Origin of the sequence: Vreelandella olivaria (assembly GCF_023507745.1) — a bacterium.
GTDB classification, from domain to species: Bacteria; Pseudomonadota; Gammaproteobacteria; order Pseudomonadales; family Halomonadaceae; genus Vreelandella; species Vreelandella olivaria_A.
Window position 1 is genome coordinate 1 of the sequence record NZ_JALPZO010000064.1, and the last position, 652, is coordinate 652.

Annotated in this window: 2 protein-coding genes; both read right to left on the bottom strand. The window is 56.1% G+C overall.

Annotated elements, in window-relative coordinates; all coding sequences use genetic code 11:
* Window positions 1-310 (bottom strand): hypothetical protein (locus HP566_RS04940; RefSeq protein WP_249976148.1); only part of this gene is annotated, 310 nt, incomplete at its 3' end.
* On the bottom strand, window positions 297-652 hold a 356-nt coding region (locus tag HP566_RS04945), incomplete at its 5' end, for a hypothetical protein (protein WP_249976149.1). The genes HP566_RS04945 and HP566_RS04940, both read right to left, overlap by 14 nt.

A 652-nucleotide genomic window follows, 5' to 3' on the forward strand; every position in this document is an offset into this window, starting at 1 on the left:
AGAGCCATACCAACAGGCGCGTTAGCCCCACGGGCGCCTGATCGATCAACTCCGGCTTGCCTTTCATATAAAAACGCTGCACAAACCGGTTTTTCCTGAATAATATGTTAAAGCCATATCCGGTCATACGCGAAAGGGAAAAGGGCAGTCCCTTGAGATAAAGCTGCTCAGGAGACTCCCATGCTCCAAAATAGCGGTCCGCTTCATCGATTTTGAAAAGCGCGACAATGCTGGCGATAAATGCTAACGCCAAGCCGAGCAGGCCGAAAGCAGCCCCAGCAAGCCCCATGATGACGTTAGTTGGCATCATGGTCACCACCACCGTGCCGCCACTGATATATCGCTGAACCAAACATCTCACCAGCCGGTTCCAGTGCCTTGGCACCCCCATAGGCACCGGCGCCTGCGGCCACCACGCCACATATCACTTTACCGCGTGGATCAAGGCTGACAGCTAAACATACGCTACTGCGAGCAGCAGCACTGACTCCAGCGACCCCACCAAAAGTACGCCCGGTGAGCTTGCCATACTCGACATATTGGATACGCTGGCACTCTTCCTCGCGCCCTGTGGAGCAGGCTTCGGCGATAGTGTCACGGGTCGCGTAGGTATCCAGCCCAACCCCCACGGCGCTGCCGATACTGGTGAGCT